The sequence below is a fragment of the Streptomyces sp. NPDC059092 genome, from assembly GCF_042756365.1.
In the GTDB taxonomy this organism is placed as follows: domain Bacteria; phylum Actinomycetota; class Actinomycetes; order Streptomycetales; family Streptomycetaceae; genus Streptomyces.
In genome coordinates this window covers 47,577-54,685 of record NZ_JBHZEJ010000059.1, presented here as the reverse complement: position 1 = coordinate 54,685, position 7,109 = coordinate 47,577, and the positions used below count along the sequence as shown (strand labels likewise).

At 69.1% G+C, this 7,109-nt stretch carries 6 protein-coding genes; all 6 read right to left on the bottom strand.

Annotated features, from left to right (window positions below; all coding sequences use genetic code 11):
• Positions 1–108: 108 nt before the first annotated feature.
• From nuoN to nuoI, 6 genes are read right to left on the bottom strand one after another with little or no spacing between them, the layout of a single operon-like run.
• Positions 109–1,761 (bottom strand): NADH-quinone oxidoreductase subunit NuoN, encoded by a 1,653-nt coding sequence (nuoN, locus tag ACFXPL_RS27865; RefSeq protein ID WP_384924679.1) that lies wholly within the window; start codon positions 1,759–1,761, stop codon positions 109–111.
• Entirely contained in the window at positions 1,758–3,362 is a 1,605-nt protein-coding gene (locus ACFXPL_RS27860; RefSeq protein ID WP_384924677.1) for an NADH-quinone oxidoreductase subunit M, read from the bottom strand. Before ACFXPL_RS27860 ends, nuoN begins: the two co-directional genes overlap by 4 nt.
• Before the next feature lie 6 nt (positions 3,363–3,368).
• The gene (gene nuoL / locus ACFXPL_RS27855) at positions 3,369–5,264 is read right to left on the bottom strand and encodes an NADH-quinone oxidoreductase subunit L (protein ID WP_384924675.1); all 1,896 of its coding nucleotides are present in this window, start codon (positions 5,262–5,264) and stop codon (positions 3,369–3,371) included.
• A 14-nt stretch (positions 5,265–5,278) separates the two neighbouring features.
• Positions 5,279–5,578: an NADH-quinone oxidoreductase subunit NuoK gene (gene nuoK / locus ACFXPL_RS27850; protein ID WP_384924673.1), complete on the bottom strand. Its 300-nt coding sequence runs from the start codon at positions 5,576–5,578 to the stop codon at positions 5,279–5,281.
• On the bottom strand, positions 5,575–6,522 hold the full coding sequence (locus ACFXPL_RS27845) for an NADH-quinone oxidoreductase subunit J (protein WP_384924671.1): 948 nt from the start codon (positions 6,520–6,522) through the stop codon (positions 5,575–5,577). Before ACFXPL_RS27845 ends, nuoK begins: the two co-directional genes overlap by 4 nt.
• The gene (nuoI, locus tag ACFXPL_RS27840; RefSeq protein ID WP_329829640.1) at positions 6,519–7,100 is read right to left on the bottom strand and encodes an NADH-quinone oxidoreductase subunit NuoI; all 582 of its coding nucleotides are present in this window, start codon (positions 7,098–7,100) and stop codon (positions 6,519–6,521) included. Before nuoI ends, ACFXPL_RS27845 begins: the two co-directional genes overlap by 4 nt.
• Positions 7,101–7,109 lie beyond the last annotated feature (9 nt).

Here is a 7,109-nt window from a genome sequence, read left to right as displayed (position 1 = left end):
CGTAGCCGCGCCCGCGGCCCCTCGGGGGCCCCCGGGAGGCCGAGAATCCGCCCGACCGGCCTCCGGGGCACCACTGTGGGCCCGCTGTTCCGTGTACGACAGCCACCGCTACCGTACGAAGCCTCCCGCCTGGCTCGCCAGGTCGAGGAAGTACTGCGGGGCGACGCCCAGGACCAGGGTGACCAGGACGCCCACGCCGATGGCCGTCATCGTGAGCGGTGACGGCACGGCGACCGTGGGGCCGTCCGGCTTCGGCTCGCTGAAGAACATCAGCACGATGACCCGGATGTAGAAGAACGCCGCGATGGCCGAGGCGATCACACCGACCACCACCAGCGCGCCCGCGCCGCTCTGGGCCGCCGCCTTGAAGACCGCGAACTTCCCCGAGAAGCCCGAGGTCAGCGGGATACCCGCGAAGGCGAGCAGGTAGACCGCGAAGACCGCCGCCACCAGGGGCGAACGCCGGCCGAGCCCCGCCCACTTGGAGAGGTGGGTGGCCTCGCCGCCCGCGTCGCGGACCAGGGTGACGACCGCGAACGCGCCGATCGTCACGAAGGAGTACGCCGCCAGATAGAAGAGGACGGACGAGATCCCCTCACTGGTCCCCGCGATCACACCGGCCAGGATGAACCCGGCGTGGGCGATCGAGGAGTACGCCAGCAGCCGCTTGATGTCGGTCTGGGTGATGGCGACGATCGCGCCGCCCAGCATCGTGAGGATGACGACGCCCCACATCACCGGCCGCCAGTCCCAGCGCAGGCCGGGCAGCACCACGTACAGCAGGCGCAGCAGCGCGCCGAACGCGGCGACCTTCGTCGCCGCCGCCATGAAGCCGGTGACCGGGGTGGGCGCGCCCTGGTAGACGTCCGGGGTCCACATGTGGAACGGGACGGCACCGACCTTGAAGAGCAGCCCCATCAGGACCATCGCACCGCCGATGAGCAGCAGCGCGTCGTTGCCCATGGTGTCGGCGAGCGCCGGGTCGACGCTCTGGACGGTGCCGTCGACGACCTCGGCGATCCGGGCGTACGAGACGGAGCCCGCGTACCCGTAGAGCAGGGCGACCCCGAAGAGCAGGAACGCCGACGAGAAGGCGCCCAGCAGGAAGTACTTGACGGCGGCTTCCTGCGACATCAGCCGCTTGCGGCGGGCGAGGGCGCAGAGCAGGTAGAGCGGGAGGGAGAAGACCTCCAGCGCGATGAAGAGCGTCAGCAGGTCGTTGGCGGCCGGGAAGACCAGCATGCCGGCCACCGCGAACATCAGCAGCGGGAACACCTCGGTGGTGGTGAACCCGGCCTTGACGGCGGCCTTCTCGCTGTCGCTCCCCGGTACGGCGGCGGCCTGCGCGACGAAGGAGTCGACGCGGTTGCCGTGTGTCTCCGGGTCGAGCCTGCGCTCGGCGAAGGTGAACACGGCGACGACCGACGCCAGCAGGATCGTGCCCTGGAGGAAGAGCGTCGGGCCGTCGATGGCGATGGCGCCCATCGCGGCGATGTGCTTCTTCGTCGTGCCGTATCCGCCCGCCGCGAGTCCGACCACCGCCGCGAAGGACGCGGCCAGGGCGACGACGGAGAGGAAGAGCTGCGCGTGGTAGCGCGCCTTGCGGGGGACGAACGCCTCGGCCAGGATGCCCAGGACCGCGGCGGCCAGCACGATCAGCACGGGCGAGAGCTGCGCGTACTCGATCTTCGGGGCCGGGATCTTGGCGATTCCCTCGGCCGCCGTCGTTGTCCACAGGTTGTGGACGACAGTCGCACTCACGGAGCGGCCTCCACCTCGGGCTTGGGATCGGTCTTCTGTACGTCGGACATCGTGTGCTCCACCGCCGGGTTGACGATCTCGGTCAGCGGCTTCGGGTAGACGCCCAGGAAGAGGAGCAGCGCGATCAGCGGGGTGACGACCACCAGCTCCCGGATCCGCAGATCCGGCATGGTCCTGACCTCGGCCCTGACCGCGCCGGTCATCGTGCGCTGGTAGAGGACCAGGACGTAGAGCGCGGCGAGCACGATGCCGAGGGTGGCGATGATGCCGACCACCGGATACCGGCTGAACGTGCCGACCAGGACGAGGAATTCACTCACGAACGGGGAGAGCCCCGGCAGCGAGAGCGTGGCGAGCCCGCCGATCAGGAACGTCCCGGCGAGGACCGGGGCGACCTTCTGCACCCCGCCGTAGTCCGCGATGAGCCGGGAGCCGCGCCGGGAGATCAGGAAGCCGGCCACCAGCATCAGCGCGGCCGTGGAGATCCCGTGGTTGACCATGTAGAGCGTGGCGCCCGACTGGCCCTGGCTGGTCATCGCGAAGATGCCCATGATGATGAAGCCGAAGTGCGAGATCGACGCGTAGGCGATCAGCCGCTTCATGTCGCGCTGGCCGACCGCGAGGAGCGCCCCGTAGATGATGCTGATCAGCGCCAGTACGAGGATCGCGGGGGTGGCCCACTTGGACGCCTCGGGGAAGAGCTGGAGGCAGAAGCGGAGCATCGCGAAGGTGCCGACCTTGTCGACGACCGCGGTGATCAGTACGGCGACGGGCGCGGTGGCCTCTCCCATGGCGTTGGGCAGCCAGGTGTGCAGCGGCCAGAGAGGGGCCTTCACCGCGAAGGCGAAGAAGAAGCCGAGGAACAGCCAGCGTTCGGTGTTCGTCGCGATGGACAGGGTGCCGTTGGCCCGCGCCTCCGCGATCTCGGAGAGCGAGAAGGTGCCCGCGACCACGTAGAGGCCGATGACGGCGGCCAGCATGATCAGCCCGCCGACCAGGTTGTAGAGCAGGAACTTGACGGCCGCGTAGGAGCGTTGCGTCGCCGCCGCCTCATCGCCGCCCCCCGCCGCGGTGGCGGCGAACTGAGCAGGTGCGGCGCGGTCACCGAAGCCGCCGATGAGGAAGTACATCGGGATGAGCATGGCTTCGAAGAGGATGTAGAAGAGGAAGACGTCGGTGGCCTCGAAGGAGAGGATCACCATCGCCTCGACCATCAGGATCAGCGCGAAGAAGCCCTGGGTCGGCCGCCAGCGGCGGTTCGGGTTCACCTCTTCCAGCGGGTCGGCGTCGTGCCAGCCCGCCAGGATCACGAACGGGACCAGCAGCGCGGTGAGCGCGAGGAGCGCCACCCCGATGCCGTCGACGCCCAGTTCGTACCGCACGCCGAAGTCCGCGATCCAGGCGTGGGACTCGGTGAGCTGGTAGCGGGCGCCGCCGGGCTCGAAGCGGACCAGCACCACGGCGGCCAGCACGAGCGTGGCGAGCGAGAAGAGCAGCGCCAGCCACTTGGCGGCGGTGCGCCGGGCGGCCGGGACGGCCGCCGTGGCGATCGCCCCGATCGCGGGCAGCGCCGCCGTCGCGGTCAGAAGGGGGAACGACATATCCGGTTACACCGCCCTCATCAGCAGGGTCGCGGCGATGAGCACTGCCGTACCTCCGAACATCGAGACCGCATAGGTGCGGGCATAGCCGTTCTGCAGCTTGCGCAGCCGTCCTGAGAGCCCGCCGAACGAGGCCGCGGTGCCGTTGACCACCCCGTCGACCAGGGTGTGGTCGACGTAGACCAGGGAGCGGGTGAGGTGTTCGCCGCCGCGCACCAGGACCACGTGGTTGAAGTCGTCCTGGTACAGGTCGCGGCGGGCGGCGCGGGTGGCGAGCGAGCCGCGCGGAGCGACCACCGGGACGGGCCGGCGGCCGTACAGGAACCAGGCGACGGCGACCCCGATGACCAGGACGACCATGGTGGCGCCGGTGACGGCGCCCGCGCTGATCGGCGCGTCTCCGTGGTCGTGTCCGGTGACGGGCTCCAGCCAGTGCAGGAAGCGGTCGCCGATGGAGAAGAACCCGCCGGCGAAGACCGAGCCGAACGCCAGGACGATCATGGGGATGGTCATGGACTTCGGGGACTCGTGCGGGTGCGGCGGGTTGCCCTTCTCGTCCGGCTGCCAGCGCTTCTCGCCGAAGAAGGTCATCAGCATCACGCGTGTCATGTAGAACGCGGTGATCGCGGCGCCCAGCAGGGTGACGGCGCCGAGGATCCAGCCCTCCGTGCCGCCCTTGGCGAAGGCCGCCTCGATGATCTTGTCCTTGGAGAAGAAGCCGGAGAGGCCGGGGAAGCCGATGATCGCGAGGTAGCCGAGGCCGAAGGTGACGAAGGTGACGGGCATGTACGTCCGCAGGCCGCCGTACTTCCTCATGTCGACCTCGTCGTTCATGCCGTGCATGACCGAACCGGCGCCGAGGAAGAGACCGGCCTTGAAGAAGCCGTGCGTCACCAGGTGCATGATCGCGAAGACGTAGCCGATCGGGCCGAGGCCCGCCGCCAGGATCATGTAGCCGATCTGCGACATCGTCGAACCCGCGAGGGCCTTCTTGATGTCGTCCTTCGCGCAACCGACGATCGCACCGAAGAGCAGCGTCACCGCGCCGACCACCACGACCGCCAACTGGGCGTCCGGGGCCAGGTTGAAGATCGCGGAGGAGCGGGTGATCAGGTAGACGCCCGCGGTGACCATCGTCGCCGCGTGGATCAGGGCCGAGACCGGGGTCGGGCCCTCCATCGCGTCGCCCAGCCAGGACTGGAGCGGCACCTGGGCCGACTTGCCGCAGGCGGCCAGCAGCAGCATCAGGCCGATCGCCGTCAGCTTGCCCTCGGTCGCGTCGCCGGTGGCGGCGAAGACCGGGCCGAAGGCGAACGTGCCGAATGTCGTGAACATCAGCATGATCGCGATCGACAGACCCATGTCACCGACACGGTTGACGAGGAACGCCTTCTTCGCCGCCGTCGCCGCGCTCGGCTTGTGCTGCCAGAACCCGATGAGCAGGTACGAGGCGAGGCCCACGCCCTCCCAGCCGACGTACAGCAGCAGGTAGTTGTCCGCGAGGACCAGCAGCAGCATCGCCGCCAGGAACAGGTTCAGGTAGCCGAAGAAGCGGCGCCGCCGCTCGTCGTGCTCCATGTACCCGATCGAGTAGATGTGGATCAGGGTGCCCACACCGGTGATCAGCAGGACGAAGGTCATCGACAACTGGTCGAGCTGGAAGGCGACGTCCGCCTGGAAGCCCTCGACGGGGATCCAGGAGAACAGGTGCTGGTGCAGGGAGCGGTCCTCGCCGCTCCTGCCGAGCATGTCGCCGAAGAGCACCACGCCGATCACGAAGGACGCGGCGGCCAGCAGTGTGCCGAGCCAGTGGCCCGCGCGGTCGAGCCGGCGACCGCCGCACAGCAGGACCGCCGCTCCGAGCAGAGGCGCCGCGACGAGCAGCGCAATCAAGTTCTCCACGATTCAGCGACCCCTCAGAGCTTCATCAGGCTGGCGTCGTCGACCGAGGCCGAGTGGCGGGAACGGAACAGCGAGACGATGATCGCGAGCCCGACCACGACCTCCGCGGCGGCGACGACCATCGTGAAGAACGCGATGATCTGGCCGTCGAGATTGCCGTGCATCCGGGCGAAGGCGACGAACGCCAGGTTGCAGGCGTTGAGCATCAGCTCGACGCACATGAAGACCACGATCGCGTTCCGCCGGATCAGCACACCGGCGGCGCCGATGGTGAACAGCAGGGAGGCGAGGTAGAGGTAGTTGACCGGATTCACCGCTTGACCTCCTTGTCCACGTGCCCCGAACCCGTACGGCCGGAATCCGTACCGTCAGGATCCGTACGGCCTGAATCCGCGGGGTCCAGGCCGCGGCGGCCCAGCCGCTCCGACGACCGCTGCTCCAGCGCCCTCAGGTCCGCGATGGCCTCGTCCGACACGTCGCGGATCTGGCCCCGGTCCTTCAGCGTCCTGCTGACCGTCAGCTCGGACGCGGTGCCGTCCGGCAGCAGGCCCGCGATGTCCACCGCGTTGTGCCGGGCGTAGACACCGGGGGCGGGCAGCGGCGGCAGCTGGCCGCTCCGCACCCGCGCCTCGGCCAGCTCCCGCTGGGTCCTGGCCCGCTCGGTGCGCTCCCGGTGCGTGAGCACCATCGCGCCGACCGCCGCGGTGATCAGCAGCGCGCCGGTGATCTCGAAGGCGAAGACGTACTTCGTGAAGATCAGGGCGGCCAGGCCCTCCACGTTGCCGCCCGCGTTGGCCTGGGCGAGCCCCGTGAAGGAGTTCAGCGAGGCGTTGCCGATCCCGGCGATGAGCAGCACGCCGAAGCCGAGCCCGCAGGCGGCGGCCCACCAGCGCTGGCCCTTCAGCGTCTCCTTCAGGGAGTCGGCCGCGGTGACACCGACCAGCATGACCACGAAGAGGAACAGCATCATGATCGCGCCGGTGTAGACGACGATCTGGACGACACCCAGGAAGTAGGCCCCGTTGGCGAGGTAGAAGACCGCCAGGATGATCATGGTGGCGGCGAGGCACAGCGCGCTGTGCACGGCCTTCTTCATCAGGATCGTGCAGAGCGCGCCGACCACGGCGACCGTGCCGAGGATCCAGAACTGGACGGCCTCACCGGTCGAGGTGAGCGACCCGGCGGCGAGCGCCGGCGCCAGCGTGCCGGACAGCTGACCACCCGCGGGTCCTGCCAGGGAGCTTGCCAGGAGGCTCATGCCTCGGCCCCCTCGTCCTGCGGCTTCTCGCCCTTGCTGACGGCCACTTGCCGGACCGTGCCGGGCGCGGCCTCCGTGACCAGACCCCGGTAGTAGTCCTGCTCGTCCGTGCCGGGGAAGATCGAGTGCGGCGACTCGACCATGCCCTCCTCCAGGCCCGCGAGAAGCTGCTCCTTCGTATAAATGAGGCTCTCGCGGGAGCTGTCGGCCAGCTCGAACTCGTTGGTCATCGTGAGCGCCCGGGTCGGGCACGCCTCGATGCACAGTCCGCAGAAGATGCAGCGCGCGTAATTGATCTGGTAGACGCGGCCGTAACGCTCCCCCGGGGAGTAGCGCTCCTCCTCCGCGTTGTCCGCGCCTTCCACATAGATCGCGTCCGCCGGGCAGGCCCACGCGCACAGCTCGCAGCCGATGCACTTCTCCAGGCCGTCCGGATGGCGGTTGAGCTGGTGCCGGCCGTGGAAGCGCGGCGCGGTGACCTTCGGCGTCTCCGGATACTGCTCCGTCAGCCGCTTCTTGAACATGGCCTTGAAGGTCAGACCGAAGCCGGCCACCGGATTCCGCGGCGGACGCGGGATGTCGCTCCG

Excerpts from the sequence above, each read along its gene's own strand:
- ACFXPL_RS27860 (WP_384924677.1), bottom strand. The coding sequence starts at position 3,362 with ATGTCGTTCCCCCTTCTGACCGCGACGGCGGCGCTGCCCGCGATCGGG.
- ACFXPL_RS27845 (WP_384924671.1), bottom strand. The coding sequence starts at position 6,522 with ATGAGCCTCCTGGCAAGCTCCCTGGCAGGACCCGCGGGTGGTCAGCTG.